The sequence below is a fragment of the Treponema bryantii genome (assembly GCF_900111035.1).
Taxonomy (GTDB): domain Bacteria; phylum Spirochaetota; class Spirochaetia; order Treponematales; family Treponemataceae; genus Treponema_D; species Treponema_D bryantii_C.
Genome location: NZ_FOFU01000003.1, coordinates 140,949 through 157,201 on the forward strand (window position 1 = coordinate 140,949; position 16,253 = coordinate 157,201).

General features: G+C 38.9%; 14 protein-coding genes. 7 read left to right on the plus strand and 7 right to left on the minus strand.

What is annotated here, in order from left to right:
* Position 1: 1 nt before the first annotated feature.
* The gene (metE, locus tag BMY21_RS07115) at positions 2 to 2,254 is read right to left on the minus strand and encodes a 5-methyltetrahydropteroyltriglutamate--homocysteine S-methyltransferase (protein WP_074642227.1); all 2,253 of its coding nucleotides are present in this window, start codon (positions 2,252 to 2,254) and stop codon (positions 2 to 4) included.
* Positions 2,255 to 2,374: 120 nt separating this feature from the next.
* On the opposite strand from metE, the gene BMY21_RS07120 reads away from it, so the two are divergent.
* The gene (locus BMY21_RS07120) at positions 2,375 to 3,274 is read left to right on the plus strand and encodes a LysR family transcriptional regulator (protein ID WP_074642713.1); all 900 of its coding nucleotides are present in this window, start codon (positions 2,375 to 2,377) and stop codon (positions 3,272 to 3,274) included.
* Positions 3,275 to 3,361: 87 nt separating this feature from the next.
* Positions 3,362 to 4,945 carry a glucose-6-phosphate isomerase gene (locus BMY21_RS07125; protein ID WP_074642229.1) on the plus strand — a complete coding sequence of 528 codons (1,584 nt, stop codon included), beginning with the start codon at positions 3,362 to 3,364 and terminating at the stop codon, positions 4,943 to 4,945.
* Between the two features lie 141 nt (positions 4,946 to 5,086).
* Here the strand turns inward: BMY21_RS07125 and BMY21_RS07130 are convergent, their stop codons facing one another.
* The 3 genes from BMY21_RS07130 to BMY21_RS07135 are packed head-to-tail and all read right to left on the minus strand — an operon-like array spanning position 5,087 to position 6,654.
* Positions 5,087 to 5,956 carry a 4Fe-4S binding protein gene (locus BMY21_RS07130; protein ID WP_074642233.1) on the minus strand — a complete coding sequence of 290 codons (870 nt, stop codon included), beginning with the start codon at positions 5,954 to 5,956 and terminating at the stop codon, positions 5,087 to 5,089.
* Complete coding sequence (locus BMY21_RS15825) at positions 5,956 to 6,102, minus strand: CD1871A family CXXC motif-containing protein (protein WP_177177727.1); 147 nt, start codon at positions 6,100 to 6,102, stop codon at positions 5,956 to 5,958. Before BMY21_RS15825 ends, BMY21_RS07130 begins: the two co-directional genes overlap by 1 nt.
* A gap of 18 nt (positions 6,103 to 6,120) precedes the next feature.
* Entirely contained in the window at positions 6,121 to 6,654 is a 534-nt protein-coding gene (locus BMY21_RS07135; protein ID WP_074642236.1) for a TlpA family protein disulfide reductase, read from the minus strand.
* A 124-nt stretch (positions 6,655 to 6,778) separates the two neighbouring features.
* Here BMY21_RS07135 and BMY21_RS07140 point away from each other — a divergent pair, with 124 nt between their 5' ends.
* From BMY21_RS07140 to BMY21_RS07160, 5 genes are all read left to right on the plus strand, one after another.
* A complete protein-coding gene (locus BMY21_RS07140; protein ID WP_074642238.1) occupies positions 6,779 to 7,828 on the plus strand; it encodes a hypothetical protein in 1,050 nt (349 codons plus the stop codon).
* Between the two features lie 161 nt (positions 7,829 to 7,989).
* Positions 7,990 to 8,460 carry an arginine repressor gene (gene argR, locus BMY21_RS07145; RefSeq protein WP_074642241.1) on the plus strand — a complete coding sequence of 157 codons (471 nt, stop codon included), beginning with the start codon at positions 7,990 to 7,992 and terminating at the stop codon, positions 8,458 to 8,460.
* A gap of 61 nt (positions 8,461 to 8,521) precedes the next feature.
* The gene (locus BMY21_RS07150; protein ID WP_074642243.1) at positions 8,522 to 9,826 is read left to right on the plus strand and encodes a PALP domain-containing protein; all 1,305 of its coding nucleotides are present in this window, start codon (positions 8,522 to 8,524) and stop codon (positions 9,824 to 9,826) included.
* A gap of 104 nt (positions 9,827 to 9,930) precedes the next feature.
* Positions 9,931 to 10,479, plus strand: coding sequence for a hypothetical protein (locus tag BMY21_RS07155; protein WP_074642246.1), 549 nt, complete (start codon positions 9,931 to 9,933; stop codon positions 10,477 to 10,479).
* Positions 10,480 to 10,550: 71 nt separating this feature from the next.
* A complete protein-coding gene (locus tag BMY21_RS07160) occupies positions 10,551 to 11,321 on the plus strand; it encodes a hypothetical protein (RefSeq protein ID WP_074642248.1) in 771 nt (256 codons plus the stop codon).
* Here the strand turns inward: BMY21_RS07160 and BMY21_RS07165 are convergent.
* The 3 genes from BMY21_RS07165 to BMY21_RS07175 are packed head-to-tail and all read right to left on the minus strand — an operon-like array spanning position 11,318 to position 16,252.
* A complete protein-coding gene (locus tag BMY21_RS07165) occupies positions 11,318 to 12,148 on the minus strand; it encodes a CPBP family intramembrane glutamic endopeptidase (protein WP_074642251.1) in 831 nt (276 codons plus the stop codon). The genes BMY21_RS07160 and BMY21_RS07165 overlap by 4 nt on opposite strands.
* Positions 12,135 to 12,617 carry a hypothetical protein gene (locus BMY21_RS07170; protein WP_074642254.1) on the minus strand — a complete coding sequence of 161 codons (483 nt, stop codon included), beginning with the start codon at positions 12,615 to 12,617 and terminating at the stop codon, positions 12,135 to 12,137. Before BMY21_RS07170 ends, BMY21_RS07165 begins: the two co-directional genes overlap by 14 nt.
* A 26-nt stretch (positions 12,618 to 12,643) precedes the next feature.
* The gene (locus BMY21_RS07175) at positions 12,644 to 16,252 is read right to left on the minus strand and encodes an alpha-amylase family glycosyl hydrolase (protein WP_074642256.1); all 3,609 of its coding nucleotides are present in this window, start codon (positions 16,250 to 16,252) and stop codon (positions 12,644 to 12,646) included.
* Position 16,253 lies beyond the last annotated feature (1 nt).

Genomic DNA, 16,253 nt, shown 5'->3' on the forward strand with positions numbered 1-16,253 from the left:
ATTAGTTCCTTACCTGTTTTGCTGCTGCAACAAGATTTTTAAGACTTGCAACTGTTTCTGTTTCACCGCGGGTTTTTAATCCACAGTCAGGGTTAATCCAGAGTTTGCTTTGAGGAATATAAGTCTTCATTTTTTCTACGGCATTTACAATTTCTTCGACTGAAGGAACGCGAGGTGAGTGAATGTCATAAACTCCAGGGCCAACTTCAGTACGGAAATTATTGTCCTTAAGAGCTTTCAGAATCTCAAGGTTAGAACGGCTTGCTTCAAAGGTGATAACATCTGCATCCATATCATCAATATTTTTAATGATAGGAATGAACTCTGAATAACACATGTGAGTGTGAATCTGTGTCTGTGGTTTACAACCAGAGTGAACGAGATTAAAGGCAGGAATTGCCCAGTCAAGATATTCTGAATGCCAGTCTTCTTTTCTGAGTGGAAGTTTTTCCTTGAGGGCTGCTTCATCAATCTGAATGATTCTGATACCTGCTTTTTCGAGGTCTAAAACTTCTTCGCGGATTGCAAGGGCAATCTGATATGCACTTTCTTTGAGGCTGATATCTTCACGTGGGAAAGACCAGTTCAAAATTGTTACAGGGCCTGTGAGCATTCCTTTTACAGGCTTCTTTGAATTTTTGTCTGCACAGCTCTGAGCGAACTTTGACCATTCAACTGTGATTGGATTTCTTCGGCTTACATCACCCCAGACTACAGGCGGTTTAACACAACGTGTTCCATAAGACTGTACCCAGGCATTCTGTGTAAAGATGTAACCGTCGAGGTTTTCTCCAAAGTATTCAACCATGTCGTTACGTTCAAATTCACCGTGAACTAAAACATCAAGACCAATCTCTTCCTGAAGGGCAATACATTCAGCAATTTTTTTCTGATTGAACTTTACGTAATCTTCTTTTGAAACAGTTCCTTTCTTAAAGCCAGAGCGGTTTGCACGAACATCCTGAGTCTGTGGGAAAGATCCGATTGTTGTTGTAGGGAATAAAGGAAGCTGGAATTCTTTTTTCTGAATTGCTTCACGTTCTGCAAAGGCAGGCTGGCGTACAAAGTCTTCTTTTTTGAGATTTGCAATCTTTGAAGCGATGTCAGAATTTTTAGCAACACGTTCTGTTTCGAAAAGTGCTTTATTTTCTGCGAATGCCTTCTGGTTGTTTGCAGCTAAATCAGAAAGTTCTGTAAGTTTTTCTTCTGCAAATGCAAAGTATTTTAAGATATTCTGATCAAGCTTCTGTTCGTTCTTTACTGTGTATGGAACATGAAGAAGTGAGCAGGAAGTTGAAATTGCAACTTCGCCTTTCCAGTTTGACTGAATTGTTTCAAGAAGGGCAGAGGTTTTTGCATAGTTGTTTTTCCAGATGTTTTTTCCGCAGAGTACACCTGCGAATAATGTACAGTTTTCTTTTGTGCCGGTTTTAAGAAGATTAAGAGTTTCTTTTCCTTCAACGAAATCAAGACCGATTCCATCAAAATCAAATGAAAGAAGTTCCTTATAATAATCGCGGACATCTCCAAAATATGTCTGAAGCAAAACTTTAATCTGCTTATTTTCAAGAATGATTTTATATAAATCTGAGAAGAGAGCTTTGTCTTCATCTGTCATATCAAGAACTAAAGCTGGTTCATCAATCTGAATCCATTCTGCACCCCAGCTTTTTGCATTTGCTAAAAGCTGTTTATAAGCCTCTGCAGTCTTTGCAGAAAAATCTTTAAGCTGTTTGCTGCCTGTAAAGTGGCTGAGCTTTAAGAATGTGTATGGGCCGATTACATCAACCTTTGTCTGAACTCCATGAGCCTTAGCTTCGTTGTATTCTTCCTGTGCCTTTGTATCATCAAGCTGAATATCTACTGAATCATCAAATTCTGGAACAATATAATGATAGTTTGTGTTGAACCATTTTTTCATTGGAAGTGCAGTTACGTCTCCCTTGTCTGACTGATAACCTCGTGCCATTGCAAAGAAAGTATCAAGCTTTGAGAGGCAAAGTGCCTTGTAGCGCTGTGGAATTACACCGAGCATAAAGCTTGTGTCGAGCATGTTATCGTAGAAAGAAAAATCATTTGAACTGATAAAATCAATTCCTGCATTTTTCTGCAAAAGCCAGGCATTCTTACGTAATTCTCTGGCAGTAGCCTGTAATTCTTCAGCAGTAATTTTACCTGCGAAATACTTTTCTGATGCAAATTTAAGTTCACGGTTTGCACCAACTCTTGGAAATCCTATAACTGATGTTTTCAAAATTGTACCTCCACTTTGATTACTGCCTATAAATATACTAGGTATCTATCATTATATCTAATACTTAATTTTGTGTGTTTGTCATAGATAAAAACTATGGTGAGTGTTATAATGATTTATATGACAATACAGCAGTTAAAATATGTAGTTGCCGTTGCTGAATACGGAAATGTTACGGCGGCAAGCCAGAAAGTTTATATTTCACAGCCGAGTCTTACAGTTGCAATTCATGAACTGGAAAAGGAAATAGGAATTTCTATTTTTTCAAGAACGAATAAAGGGGTTGTTGTTACAAATGAGGGAAGGGAGTTTTTAGGTTATGCCCGACAGGTTCTTGAACAGACTTCACTTCTGGAAGAAAAATATCTTGGAAATAAAACGAAGCAGAAAAGATTCAGTGTAACGTGCCAGCATTATTCTTTTGCAGTAAATGCTTTTGTTGATGTCATCAAAAAGTATGGCGGCTCTGAATATGATTATACATTACGTGAAAGTCAGACGAGTCAGATTATTGATGATGTTGCAAAATTAAACAGTGAAATCGGTATTCTTTATCTTAATAAAAAAAATACGGAAATAATTTTAAAACTTCTGAAAAAAAATGATCTGGTATTTAAAGAACTGTTTACTGCAGAACCTCATGTTTTTATTTCAAAAAATAATCCGCTGGCAAAAAAGAAAACTGTCTGTCTTGAGGATCTGGAAGCCTATCCGTATCTGACTTATGAACAGGGTGAATATAATTCCTTTTACTTTGGCGAAGAGCCGCTCCCTGCAATTGATCATAAGTTGAATATTAAAGTAACGGATCGTGCAACACTTTTTAATCTTTTAATCGGTTTGAATGGATATACAGTCTGTTCTGGTGTTATTGATAGCAAATTGAATGGAAGCAGTATTATTTCAAGGCCCCTTGAGCTGGATGATTATATGAAAGTTGGGGTTGTGACTCATAAAAATGTAGTTCTTTCTCAATATGCGCTCTCTTATTTAGAGGCAATAAAGACTTATATTCCTTAAATAATTGTATTAGGTTTTATAATTTATTATAATAGACTGTGCCGACAGTTAATTTACGGCAATTATTTGATTATCTGAGGTAAATCTATGGCTACATGGTCAAATGCAGACACACTTTCTTCATGGAAGAAGTTGCAGTCTCTTAAAGGTATGGTTTCTATAGCAGATGAACTTTCTGGTTCAGGTGCTGCAGATAGAATCGCAAAATATTCTATTCCTATGGGCGGAGCGCTGACATACAACTTCGCTGCTAAACAGGTAAACGAGCAGATTCTTAAAACTCTTGCTGAGCTCGCAGAAGAGCAGCAGCTTGTAGAAAAATATCAGGAGCTTCTTGATGGTGCTGTTATCAACACTGGAGAGAAGCGCATGGTTCTTCACCAGCTTACACGCGGTCAGCTTGGTAAAGATGTTATGGCTGATGGTGTAAACAAACGTGAATTCTACATCAACGAAGTAAAACGCATTGCTGATTTTGCTAACGATGTTCATTCAGGAAAACTTGTAAACGAAAAAGGCGAAAAATATACAACAGTTTGTCAGATTGGTATTGGTGGTTCTGACCTTGGTCCACGCGCTATGTACCTTGCTCTCGAAAACTGGGCAAAGAAAAACAATACATTCAAAATGGAAGCACACTTCATCTCTAACGTAGACCCTGATGATGCTGCAAGTGTTGTAAAGTCACTCGACATTTCTAAGACAATTTTCATTCTTGTTTCTAAATCAGGAACAACTCTTGAAACTCTTACAAACGAATCTTTCGTAAAAGACTTCATTAAAAAGGCTGGTTGTGATGCAAGCAAGCATATGATCGCTGTAACTAGCGAAACAAGCCCTCTCGCTCACAATCCAGACTATATGGCTGCTTTCTATATGGATGATTATATTGGTGGCCGTTATTCTTCTACTTCTGGTGTAGGTGGAGCTGTTTTGAGCCTCGCATTCGGACCAAAGGTATTCCAGGAATTCCTCGACGGTGCTGCAGAAGAAGATAAGCTTTGTTTGAACAAGGACATCACAAAGAACGCCGCTCTTATGGATGCTTTGATTGGTGTTTACGAGAGAAACGTTCAGGGCTATCCTGCAACTGCAATTCTTCCATACTCACAGGCTCTCAGCCGTTTCCCTGCTCACCTTCAGCAGCTTGATATGGAATCAAATGGTAAGAGCGTAAACCGCGACGGTCAGCCACTCGGTTACGTAACTGGTCCTGTAATTTTCGGTGAACCGGGAACAAACGGACAGCACTCATTCTATCAGCTTCTCCACCAGGGAACAGACATCATTCCTCTCCAGTTCATCGCATTCCGCGAGAACCAGACTGGTGAAGATGTTGTAATTGAAGATTCAACAAGCCAGGTTAAACTCTGCGCTAACGTAACAGCTCAGATTGTTGCATTTGCCTGCGGTAAAACTGATGAGAATCCAAACAAGGCATTTGCCGGTGGACGTCCTTCAAGCTTGATTTACGGTGCACAGCTTAATCCAAAATCACTTGGTGCTTTGCTCGCTCACTACGAGAACAAAGTTATGTTCCAGGGATTTGTATGGAATGTAAACTCTTTCGACCAGGAAGGTGTACAGCTCGGTAAGAAATTGGCTAAGACTGTTCTTTCTGGAAATATGGACGGAGCTCTCAAGGCTTATAGCAGCCTTTTAATCAAATAACAAGGCTGCTAAACGAGTTTGTCAAGGCTTTAAGCGAAGCGTGCCTTGACGAACTCGTATGCTGGACTTTTGATTAAATAGTGTGAGATAACATTTCTCACAGAGCATAAGAAGACACAGAGACTTTTCTCTGTGTCTTTTTTATTTTAAAACTGTAGTTGAAATCGCACCATGCGGGCATGCTGTTTTGCATTCTCCGCAGCGGATGCAGTCCATGCTGTCGGGATTTTTCCAGACGGGGATATCGAGGTGGCATGCTTTCTGGCAGGTGTTGCAGCCTGTACATTTTTGGGAATCGATTTTTATGCGATATAGAGAGATTTTGTTGAACAGCCCGTATACTGCGCCAAGCGGGCAGACATAGCGGCAGAACGGCCGGTAGATAATAATAGAACTCAGTAAAGTAACTGCAAGAATCACAAGTTTCCAGCGGAAAAGAAAGCCTGCGGCCCCTCGCATTGCGTTATTCAAAAGAACGAGTGGGATTCCGCCTTCTAGAGTTCCCACGGGGCAGATCCATTTACAGAACCAGGGCTCTCCAAGGCCTGTAATATCAATTACAAAAAGCGGAAGTAAAATTACAAAAATGCCAAGAAAAACAAAACGCAGCCAGCGAAGGCCTTTTTCTCCGGGCAGGCGGCGGATTTTTTTTACAAAAGGAATCTTAAAAAGCAGATCCTGAATCAAACCAAAGGGGCAGAGAAAGCCACAGACAAAACGACCGAGTAAAGTTCCGAAAACCGTCATTAAGCCCAGAACATACAGTGACATTTTATACTGCCGGGCGTTCAGTGTTGCCTGCAGTGCTCCAATCGGGCAGGATCCGAGTGCACCCGGGCACGAATAACAGTTCATTCCGGGAACGCACAGATATTTTGTTGCTCCAGTAAAAATCTGTCCCTTAGCAAAGCCTTTTATATAGCCATTGGAGATGGCGGTGAATGCCAGCTGTATGAGAAGTCTGATTTTGTTTGGTTCCCGGCGGAGTTCGGCTGAGTTTCGCTTTTTCATCAGCCTATTCCTATGCATTCAAGACAGAGTTTTGTTGCTTTTTGAAAGACAGTTGCTGCTTCTCCGCGGTAGATTCCTGCTGCAATCAGAAGAAGTCCAAAACAGAGAACTGAAATTGAGATGATAAGTCTTTTCTTTCCGGTCATACGGATTTTATTATAAACCTATTTCTGGCTTTCCAAAAGTTTATCTATGATTTTCTGCCAGTCTTTCTGACTTCGGGAACCAAGATAGGCATTTCCAATCTGATTTCCGTTTTTGTCTACGAAGATTGTAGTAGGTACAGCCTGAATTCCTCGTAACATGGTCTGGAACATATCGATTGTTGGAACGATATTTCTGTATTTAACACCAGTCTTTTGAATAATCATAAGGGCATCTGACTTTAATCGTGGATCAACTTTTCCCCAGTCGTCGACAATATCAATGGGAATTCCGATGATTTCAACGCCTTTGCTTTTATTTTCTTCGCTGAGTTTTGCAAGGTCCGGCATTTCGCGGATACAAGGGCCACAGAATGTTCCCCAGATGTTTATCATTGTGAGTTTGTTGTCTGAATATAAGTCACTTGAAATCTTATTGCCTTCTAAATCTACAGAAGAGAAGGTTAATGGTTTTGAATTCGCCTTATTTTTTGTCTGCCCAAATAAAACAGCAGCGGTTCCGAGTAAAATTAAAACGGAAAGAAATCTTTTCATAGGTTGCTCCTGAATATAATATAATAGTTTTTTTATGCAATCGGCTAATTTTTTTATTTTTTTTATTGTTTTATGTAACATAAACCAGTATCTTAGGTGTTTATTAATTCAACGAGGTAAAAATATGAATAAAATCAAAAAAATCTTTTTAGTTGTTCTTTCTGTTGTTTCCTGCTCTCTTTTTGCAAATGAAAATCAAAGAGAAAAGATTAATGCACCATTTGTTTTTTCTTTTGTAAGTAATGAATTTTATTTGTTTTCTCAAAAAGATGTAGTAACTCCATTTGCTGTCGGTATGCTTGGTTCTACCGTATATCAGGTTAATGCTTTGCAGGCTTCAAGCTTATATAACGTTACTCATGAGGTTAATGGCGTTCAGTTATCTGGAATTTTGAATTGGAATACAAGTGAGTTTGATGGAGTTCAGGGTGCTGGTATTTTCAATGTGAATGGTGGAGACTTTGATGGTTCTCAGCTTGCAGGAATACTTAATGTAAATGCGGGTGCTTTTTCTGGCTTTCAGGGAGCTGGAATAATGAATTATGCTGGTGGCCAAGATTCAAATGGTGTACAGGCAGCCAGTATTTTAAACATTAAGAAGGGAAATCTAAAAGGTGCTCAGATTGGTTTGATAAATATCTGTTCTGGTGAATGTAATTTCCAGCTTGGATTAATCAATATTTCTAAAAACGGTATTATTGAACTTGGAGCATCTTATACAAGTAATGACAATATAAGATATACATTTACCAGCGGTAAGGAATATTTCTATACTGTAGTTGGATTTATGACAGATAATCCTTTCCGTAATGGAAATATGTTCAAAAAAGAATTCTTTTACAACTTTGAAAATTTTACAGGAGTTGGTACAAGACTGTCTTTCGGAATATTTAATGTCGGAGTGGAAGCCCTCTATAACAATGTCTTTTTCCTGGATTCAGATAATAGATTCAGAAGCGCAGGTTATATTTCTGGCCGCGTAGCTGCTGGAGTTACTCCTGTAAAGCATTTTAATATTTTTGCAGGTTATACTGCCGGATTTGAACATTCTGCTTATTGTAATAGTGATTTAGCCTTTGAACATAAGGCTTCTAATCTTAAAACCAGATTTAATAATGGACTTGTAATTCATCATGAAGTTGATGTTGGAATAAAGGTTTGTTTGAATAATTAAAAGCGTTGAAAGGTCGGCAGGCATAGCCTGCCTCTGCCGCTATTTTTTAACGGATTTCCAATAAGAGCGGGGAGGATGCAACGAAGTGCGGCCGCGGGGGCGGGGCTCCGCCCCTCATATATTCTTGTAAAAAATGCATAAAAAGTGTATATTTATACATTATGAAGGAAAGACAGTCACGCCTTAAGGCGATTAAAACACTTATAAAGAATAATACTATTGAAAGTCAGGATGATTTGCTTGCGCTGCTATTGAAGGAAGGCTACGACGTAACACAGGCAACTCTTAGCCGCGATCTTAAGCTTTTGAAGGTTGGAAAGGTACCTGATGGACAGAACGGTTATAAGTATGCTTTGCCAGGTGAGGACGAGAATGGTGAGAGTGAAGCTATTTACGTTCAGGATTTTTTACGCGGCTATGTAAGTATTGATTTTTCGGGAAATACGGTTGTTATTAAAACTTTCCCGGGTCATGCGAACACTGTCTGCAATGCGATTGATAATCTGAATATGGATGAGGTTCTTGGAACTGTTGCCGGTGATAACTGTATGTTTGCCTGTCTTCGAGAGGGCGTAACTGGTGAACAGTTTATGGAAAAACTCAAGAAACATATACCAGGCATTGAAGACTAACGTATCTCACGGAAATGCATTTCTAGTTGAGTCATTTGCTTTTTTAAGTTAAACTTACTCCATGTTATTTACAAGTACACGAAATAATGATTTGTCTGTGAGTTTTTCACAGGCGGTGAGAGATTGTATTCCAGAAGACGGTGGTGTTTTTGTCCCTAGTTCAATTGAGGACATGCGTCGCTGGATTTATTACATTGATGAAACAACACCTTTTTCTTCTATCGCAGGTTCTTTGACTTCGGCTTTAATGCACGAAGAATTTTCTCCTATTATTTGTGAAACTATTGCTACTGCCGCATTCCCTGTTGAGCCTGTTGTTCGTCAGCTGGACGGAAGCCTTTTTATGACAGAGATGTATCATGGCTTTACTGGTTGTCACCGTGATTATGGTGTTTCATATCTCTGTTCTTATCTTGAAACTACTTTGCAGTTGAAGGGTGGCAAGGCTGTTTTTGTTGATTTTACACATGGTGGTCTTGGTGCTCTGATGTCTAAAATCCTCAAGGGAAAAAAGAATATTAAGGCTGTGCTGGTTTATAAAAAGGGTACTGTCCGTGGTCTTGATGAAGAAAGCCTTGCCTGGAACGGTGGAAATATTTACCCGGTAGAAATGGAAGGAACTGAAGCAGAAATCAAGGCTGCAATTTCAAAGGTTTTTACTGACCGAAGCTTTGTTCAGCAGCATGGTCTTACTGTTGCTAATACAACTAATGTGTGCCGTCTGCTTGGTCAGATTTTCTTTTTCCCATATTCTTTTGCTCAGGTGAAGAATAAATTTAATGGTGAATTCTATTATGCTATGGGAGCAGGTAATTACGGCAGTCTTATTGCCGGTCTTTACAGCTGGCGCTTTGCATTGCCAGTAAACGGTTTTTATGTTCCTAGTACTTCTGCGCTGGCTCGTAGTGCTTCTGGAAGTCCTGTTGTTCTGGATTCTCTTGTTGATTTGAAGGCCCGCGGGGAAGCTAATCCTGCAATTCCTGCTAACCTTGAACGTCTTGAATCTTTCTTTGGAAAGAACGAGATGATGATGCGAAACTTTATTTTCCCTGTTGATATTTCTGATGAACAGCGTGATGCGGCTGCAAAAGAGCTTTATATGAAGTACGGCGTTTTTGCAGATAAGGATACTGCTTCTGCGTATGCTGCTGCTAAAGAAAACTGCGCCGAGGTTTTTGATGAGGACGGAGCCTTTATTCTGACTGCATATAATCATCCGTCTCTTTCTTCTGATTACTGCCGTCATGTAATTGGTGAAGCACCGGAAATGCCGGAAAATATTAAGGAAGCACAGCGTCCTGTTCAGTTGGGACGGCCAATAATTTCTTCTGTTGACGAGTTAAGGAAGATTGTGGAGAGTTTGTAGACTTTTTAGAACTGATTTTTTTTCTGTTATGACTTTTTATGACCTTTATTTATAGAAAAACAATGATATAATTTTAAAAAAATATAATAGAGGAGTAATAAAAAGTGAACGATTTAAATTTAGCCTATGCAGAAAAAGTAGAACAATGGAATCTTCCAGAATGGAACTACATAGTAGAGGAATCTGCTATTGTTTTCAGACTTACAGATATAGAAAAAAATCAGCTCTCTAATAGTACTACTGCACGGATTATTGCAACCATTCCATTTGCTGCAAATTGTGAAGATCCTGAAAGAACAGCTATTGCCCATATATGTTTGTATCTTGCAGAATTAAAAGGTTTCCAGAAATACTGTGCACATGTACCTTCAGATGATAGTGATATTTTTAATAGACTTGAAGCAATTTCTAATTTTAAAGGCGGCAATAGAGAAATCATTAGGCATGGAATAAATCTGCTTGCCCTAAAGATGCTTGAAGGTTATAAGCGTTCTTCTCAGAAAGATGAAAAAAATGGTATCTATAATCCTCTTGTAAGCGGCAAATGGAATTACAAATCAATAAAAAATGATCTTTTGAATAAACTTTCAAAAATAGATTGTCCAGCTTTGGATGAGCTGTTTTATTCAGATGTTTTTGCATATGCATGGTAGAAAGATTGAGTGATTTCTTGGTATAATATACTATATAAAAAAATCTCAAAATATAAAAATGGAAACAATTTATGGGAAATCATAGTATTTATTCAGAAAAATTCCAAACAGGAATCCGTATTTCAGCTATTTTGGCATCGATAATTCTTTTAATATCAAATATTTTTAGAATTGTTGAAATTGATACTAATATTTATGGGTTAGACTCTCTTTCTGAGTATTTTGTATTTTCAATAAATTGTGTTTGTATTATTCTCTGCATATTGCTTGCTATCTTTCCGGTCAAAATTGGTTTTATTACAATTATCTCCTTTTTGTATTGTGTTATTTGTAGTTTTGACTATAGGAATTCAATGGCTACAGCTATGTTTTTTGTTGGTATTACTTCTTTATTTGCAAGAGGAATGAATCCCAAAAATCAGAAAATACAAGTTTCATTAAGTGTTTTATTATATTTTCTACTGTCTTTAGTTTCCTTAAGGTTTGGAGTAAGGAAATTACTTGTTGAACTGGTTTTCAGAATGGCAAGCAGCCTTGTGATACTAATATCTTATCTGTTTGTTTTTTACTATATTGATAATTCAATAAATCAAGAAAATAATAAACGTCTGAATCTTGCCGAATATGAAGGTCTGGATGCGAGAGATGCAAAAATTCTGACCAAAATACAGCAGCATATAAAATATGATGCAATTGCCCCTGAAGTTTATCTGGGTGTCGGTGCCTTAAAAAACAGATTAAAATGTGTTTATACAATTCTCGAAGTTGGCGATAAACATGGTTTCTTAAATAGATACGAAGAATTCGAAATTGTATATGATGAAGACAAAGTAAAAGGTTAATAATTTATTTCTTTTTTTTCTCTGCTTGCAAAATAGAGAACTATATCAAATAAAAGTATACCTGTTAGCCCTGCAATACCTAAATTCCCAACTGTAAGAACATTCTGCCCTTCAATCATTCCAATAGATATTGATGAAAGGGCATTTATCATTCCATGAAAAATTGCCCCTGGAATTATAGATTTCGATCTCAAAAGAAATATATATATTGGATTTGTCAGTATGCAGAATATAACCATTAAAAAACTGCCTGTAATCGGATAGTTAGGGTAGTTGCTTCCTGCCAGAATCAATGGTATATGCCAGAGTCCCCATATAAAACCAATGGTTATTATCATCTTATATTTATTCATTGAGGGCTGTAATTCGGTTACCAAAAAACTTCTCCAGCCTGTCTCTTCTCCTAATGCAAAGAAAGCATTTATAGTTGAGCCTAATATTATGCTTTTTAGAAATAATAAGCCGAGTTGTGAAAGAGTGTAGGGTGTTGAACTTTCTGCCAGACCTAATTTTGAAAGTCCTGAAAAACTTAGGGAAAGTTTTGTGTCCATATAAAAAATCAATGCAAAACAAATTGAAAGAAAAGTGATGATAAAAGGAATCAGAATTGCATATAAATAATATCTTGAAAGTTTAATTTTTACGACAGAATAATCAAAAGGAATGCCATAATGAAGTTTTGTAATCACTACTCCTATAAATGGGAAAAACATATACAACACTGAAAAGAAATTAATGGGGATTTTCAGGAGATAAGAGATAATTTCGAATATACCTATAAGAATAATCTGGGTGAAAAGGAAGAATATTAATTTATTGTTCTTCATTTTTATGTTCAAATCTTGAAATAAGTGAGATTTGTATAAGACCGAAAATTAACCAGGTTATAGTAATAATTATGACTGTTATTAATCTTGAGATTGGACTGGTTGTTAAAAATCCAAATATAATTCCAATTATGATAGAAGTAAATAGTATCAGTATTTTTTTATCTTTTAGCTTTTTTGAAATGCTCATTCCAAACAGTACACCCAGTAACATGTGTATGATAATAACTAAGAGAGGTGTCAGAATTATTGTTGCAATATAAAGTAAATCGATATCAATGGACATGCCTGTATATCTGGAAACTTGTCCTTCAAATGAAGATTTTAAGATATCTTTATAAACAAGAAGAATATAAAGTTCAAACAGACCAATGAGAATTCCTGTAACAGAACCGCCTATAAATCCAGCATTTTCACAGATACCGTTTTTTCTCTTGTTTAATAATCCTGTAAGTTTCTTTAAGCGCATATTATCCCCCAGATAATACGTTTGTATTACTTCTTAGCCTTTTTTGCAGAGGTCTTGCTAGTTGCAGTCTTCTTAGAAGGCTTCTTTGCAGGAGTCTTTTTGGCCTTTTTTACTGCCTTCTTAGCTGGCTTCGGAGCAAACTCTTTTACAAAGAGATCGGCTTTGTAAGTTGACTTGAGTTTTGCTGCAAATAAAACTTTATGAAGTTTGAAGACTTCTGGAAGTTTAGCGGCTTTTGAATCCAGTGCCATGAGCATAATAGCATCGTTCAGACTTTCTTCTACGAGTTCTTTATTAAACCAGATGATGTTGTCGAAATTGTTGATTCCGCCGAGCTGTACGGCGTAGCGGCTGTGTACAATGAGTTCAGCAATATCGAGAGGAGTCTTCTTTGATGCGAGCAGTAAAAGTTTTGTAAATACAGGGCGCAGAGATTTTTCAATCAGTTTTTCGTTCATCAGATATTCATTGAACTTACGGCCCAGGTTCCACTTTGCGGCAAATCCGTTTTCTGCGAATAGTGAAGATGCGGCCCAAACGAGGAGGGCTGTTTCTTTTTCCGGTGACGCCTGAAGAATCAGCTTTGTAAACAGGTCTGCTTTTGCTGTTGATGCAGCGCGTGAAAGTGCTTTCTGAAGGTCTGCAGGAGTTTTTGGAGCTGTAGCCTTATGGAGTTTTGCGATAGTTTTTACGCGGTCGCAGAAAAGCTTGTATTCCTTTGCAGAATTATCTGAAGTCTTTTTTGCTGGAGTCTTTGTTTTTGTGGCAGACTTTTCTTTTGCAGTTTTTTCTTTAGTTTCTGCAGCGGCAAGTTTTTCTGCAAATTTGTAGAACTCAAGTGCAGGCTTTTCTGCATCTTTGAGAATTGTTGTAATTGCAGGTGCTTTACCAGCTGGTGTTTCTGCGAATGCTTCAATAAGTGGCACAAATGTTTTTTCTGCAAACTTGGAAAGTACATCATATAAATCTTTATAGATGATTTCCTGCCATGCAGTTTCAATATCTTCACAGCCCTTGCCGTTGAGAGATTCACACAAAATGCGGTAGCGTCCGTCTGCTTCATCGCTAACCTGATGAACATTCAGATAAACCTGATATTCAAATCCGTTGAGCATGACGAACATACCTTTTTCACAGATTTCTCTGCTCTTGCGGATATACCACAGGCGGCTCTTATGTTCCTGGAAAATACAGTACTTGTCGTCTTCAGCTGTGAGGTTAAGACCTTCAGACACGCTGCGGCTCTTCATAACAACTTCATCACCATTGCCGGTTTTTACAGCATAAGGATCTGACTGCTTAATCCAGCCGTGAGCCTGGTCGTACTTGTTGTTGTAGAATACGATAGCACGCTCGTTGCCGCAGCCGTTTGAATAAGCAAATACGTTTTCATTTACATGGCCGTCTTCCCATAAATCATAAAGAAGGAAGTTGTCAACTCCAGAGAAGAGGTAGCGCTTTTTCATAAGAGGGAAGATGTCATGCCAGTGACGGTCTACAAGATACTGACTTGGCTTTTCGTCCTTGTAAGCCTTTGTATATTCCATTCCGTATTTTTCAGTAAAGCCTTCAATCTGACCGTGACCGAACATTGGAAGACCCGGCATAGTAATCATAAGTGTACATACACCAAAGTACTTGTCGCCGTCGCCGAACTGAGCAATCGCAGTTTCCTCATCCGGGTTGTTCATAAAGTTTACATAGCGTTTAAGAACCTGCGGGTCAAAGGTGATTGTATTTTTGATAGTGTCGCGGTATTTCTGATTTTCTTCTTTTTTGAGCATGTTCATGAAGGCCGAGTTGTAAACGCGGTGCATGCCGAGGGTGCGTACAAAGTAGCCTTCCATCATCCAGAAAGCTTCGGCAAGAAGAAGAGTGTCCGGGCATTCCTGGGCAACGCGGTCTACAACCTCACGCCAGAACTCATTTGGAATTGCGTCGTTGAACTGCTGTGTGCTGAGGCCTGTTTCTGAACGGGTTGCAATGTCTCCTCCATGTCCCGGCTCCGGGTACCACAGGCGGCGGATAGATTTTTTAGCAAGAACCATAGCCGCATCAAAACGGATGATAGGGAAGTTATGAGCAACATGTAAGATTTCCTGCATAACTGCTTCGCGGGCTGCAGGATTCAAAAAGTCAATCTGGGCAGTATCGTTCCAGGGAAGACCTGTACCGTCGTTTCCATGGTAGATATAGCGTGTATCACCATTCGAATTATCAACACGCTTGAAAACTACAGAACAGTCATTCTTGCTGTAGTAATGGTCTTCGAGGAAGAGTGAAATGCGGCCATCCTGAGAAAGGTTTTCTCCATTAAATGAGTACTGTGGGAAGGGATTATCGCGGCGCTGAATAAAGTAATCAGGATGATTGATAACCCAGTCGCCGTCCATACCTGTGTGGTTTGGAACCATGTCGGATGCAAGACGTATTCCTCTCTGCCAGCAGCGCTGACGGAGATTAGAAAGAGCATCCCAGCCACCGATATTTGATGCAATATTATAATCATAAAGAGAATAGGCAGACGCAGCTGCTTCCGGGTTTCCGCAAATCTGTTTGATTCTTTTACTTGCCTTAGAACGTTCCCAAAGGCCGATGAGCCAGAGACCTGTAAAGCCCTCGTCGCGAAGACGGTCGAGTTCTGCATCTGGAATCTGGTCGAGTCTAGTAATAGGGTAGCCGTACTGTTTTGTGAGCTGGTCGAGCCAGACAAGTACAGTCTTTGCCATAAGAATAACATTCGGCATCCAGGCACTGTCAGCAGAAAAACGCTCGTATTCGTTCATAAGATTTTCAAAAGAATACGGAACCATGTCCGGCAGATCGCCGCCGCCAAAACCCTGCCATGCAGCCTTTTCTTCTTCGGAGATTGTGTCCATTCCAGCTAAGATTCGCTTGAGCCATTCACCGAGGAACTTATCCCAGTATTTCTGAAGATATTCAAGCTGACCGCGCAGACTGTCAGGAGCAAATACCTGAGGCTCACGGAGAAGTGTAATCAGGTCATGATTAAAAGGTCCGAAGGTCGGCTGTGTTGCAGCATATTTTTGAATTGATTTCCAGGTAGTTTTGTAAAGAGGATTTTTAGCAAGAACCTTATCATCAAAAAGAAGAAGGAAAGGCTTAAAAGCCTGATTTTCATTTGCAAGATGAAGGAGAATCAGTTCCTCGAGAGTCTGTTCGCGGTTTGAGCGTTCATGACCTGTGCCTGCATCGAGTTCTGTTTGTGCCAGATATTCTTCAGGTCGGATTTTTTCCTGATAAACTGCAACCGGAGGAAACTCTTTCATAAAATCAAGGAGGAGGGCGTCGATTTCTGACTTGCCGTATTCCTTATCGAGTTCCGCAAGTAAATCCCGTCCGAACGAAGCTACTTTGTCGCGGCGGTAAAGCATACAAACATAATGAAGAATCTCATCAATGAGTCCCATCGCATTCAGCTGACCGGCAGAAAGTTTCTTGCTTTCATCACCAGTAACATGTTCAATATAATTATTGAACAGCAGCTGGAAATTACGGACGTTGCTCATGTTTGCAAAAACAACATTTCCGCTTGAAGCAAAAAGTCCCTTATCGAAAGTACACAAATCACGTACCTTTCTGCTGATGTGAAACTCGTTGTGTGAAATCTTCATT